The organism is Alsobacter sp. R-9 (assembly GCF_054612375.1).
Map to the genome: position 1 here is coordinate 1 of NZ_JBTSWJ010000037.1, position 2,062 is coordinate 2,062.

The 2,062-nt window shown below is 69.7% G+C and carries 2 protein-coding genes and 1 riboswitch; both genes read left to right on the forward strand.

Annotation, left to right across the window (positions count from 1 at the left end; genetic code table 11):
* Positions 1–104, forward strand: a riboswitch (SAM-I-IV-variant riboswitch).
* Positions 105–222: 118 nt separating this feature from the next.
* A complete protein-coding gene (locus ACX9GQ_RS24975) occupies positions 223–1,158 on the forward strand; it encodes a hypothetical protein (protein WP_459632307.1) in 936 nt (311 codons plus the stop codon).
* Positions 1,155–2,062 (forward strand): recombinase family protein (locus ACX9GQ_RS24980; protein ID WP_459632308.1); only part of this gene is annotated, 908 nt, incomplete at its 3' end. The genes ACX9GQ_RS24975 and ACX9GQ_RS24980, both read left to right, overlap by 4 nt.

Consider the following 2,062-nt stretch of genomic DNA (forward strand, 5'->3'; position numbering starts at 1 on the left):
TCTCATCATCACGAGAAGGGCAGACGCCCTCGCCAACCTGCCCTCCCGGCAAGGTGGCTCCGCGACAGCGGGATGTGGCCGAACCGGCAACCAACGGGATCTGCTGCAGCGTCTGACCCTCCCGATGAAAGGAGGACGATGACGTTGAAGCACCATGACCCCGACACTCGGGACACAACTTTCCAGACACAAGACCACGGCCACGATCCGGCACGCCTGCCCGTGCCGAGTGATCCCCTCGCCTTCTGGAAGAAGGCTCTCGAAGGACACTTCGGCCCCCTTCACGAGAACGACCCGCAGCCCGGGTTCTGGCGCACCAAGCCCGACCGCACCGGGCGGTCGAGTCCCGTCGCCATCTGGCGGCACGAGGGACGTCTCTACGCCCTTCGGGACGGACGTCCCGTGGAGCCCTGCGATGTGTGGACCTGGTGCTGCGAGCGCCCGATCCCCTACGAACTTTACGTCCGGGTTGCCGAGCAGGGAGAGCCCTGGCCGGACGCTCTGCCCACCATCGGCCACAACAGCCGGGCCCTCGTTGCAGCGGGTATGGGAGCAGCGGATGCCCTTGTACCGGTGCCGATCCCGGATCCTGACGGTCCCCTGGACGGTGTCCAGCGTCTCGCGGCCGAGATCGAGGCTTTGTGGGAGCAGGCCCGTGCGTGGCTGTCGTCGATCGGTTCCATCCTGACGCAGGACGTGGCGGACCGGGCCGCAAACTTCGCGCATCGCTTCGCCAGCCTGGAAGCCGATGCAGAGGCGGAAAGGGTCCGGATCAAGAGGCCCCTTCTCCTGCGCATCAAGGCCGTGGACGCCGCCTGGACACCCGTCGTGGAGAAGGCGGACCAGGCCAAGGCGGCCATGAAGAAGGCCGTCGAGCCGTTCCTTGAAGCCGAATGGGACCGCGTACTGCTCGGTGGTGGCGGGAGCCCGAGCCATCCTCCAGCCGCCGGCACGACCGGACGGCGGATCGCGCTGCGCACCGAGACGTCGGTCGACCTGCGCGAACCGCAGCTCGCCGTTCGCCACTATGCCCGCGACGTCCGCTTCCACGGCGATGCCCAGGTGCAGAAGGTGACGCAGCGCCTTGCGCTGGGCGACCTCAGCGCGGGCAAACGCGTGCCCGGCACGACCCTCGTCACCAAGAGGAGGGCTGTATGACCCGGTCGGCCAACGGCTCGCATTCCCCCTCTTCCCCTCGCGGGACAGATCCCGCCCCGCAGGTCGCCCCCGCACCGCAGCGCACATCCACGCGCTTGCGGGCGCAACGGCCTGCCAGGGGACACGGCGTCGCGGGAGACGGCACGACCGTCTCCACCCGGCCGCGGACGGCACGTCCCACCAAGTCTAGAGCCACCGTCGCGGCAGGCGCTCGCCCTCTCGGCATCATTCCGCAGACGCTCGACGAGGCCCTCGCGCTCGCCCGCGTCATCGTGGCGTCAGGCCTCGTGCCGCGCGGCTTCGAAAGCCCGGAGGCCTGCGCGGTGGCGATCCTGCAGGGCCTGGAGGTGGGTCTTCCTCCGCTGGCGGCCCTGCAACGGATCGCCATCGTCGACGGACGACCGACGATCTGGGGTGACGCGGCTCTTGCGCTCGTCAGGGCCTCGGGGCAGGCGTCCTTCATCGAGGAGCGGTTGAAGGGCACCGGTCCGGATGACTGGTGCGCCGTCTGCACCGTGGGGCGGCGGGGAGAGCGGGAGCCCGTGGAGCGGTCCTTCGGTGTCGGCGATGCCCGTCGCGCCGGCCTGTGGGGCCGGCCCGGTCCATGGCAGCAGTATCCGCAGCGCATGCTGCAGATGCGTGCGCGTGCCTTCGCCCTGCGCGACGCCTTCCCCGATGTCCTTGGCGGCCTCTACCTGCGCGAGGAGATGGAGGACGGGATGAATGCGGGCGTGCCGTCACCGGTGCCAATGTCGTCGCACCGACCCGACACCGCGATCAGCCGCGAGACCGACAGGCCGCCAACCGTCGATCAAGCGCCAACCTCATCGCCGGACAACAACCCCTCTCCGCGCCAGGCTGCTGGGGCGCGTCCCCATCCGCGACGGGCCCCCTCCCCTTCCGA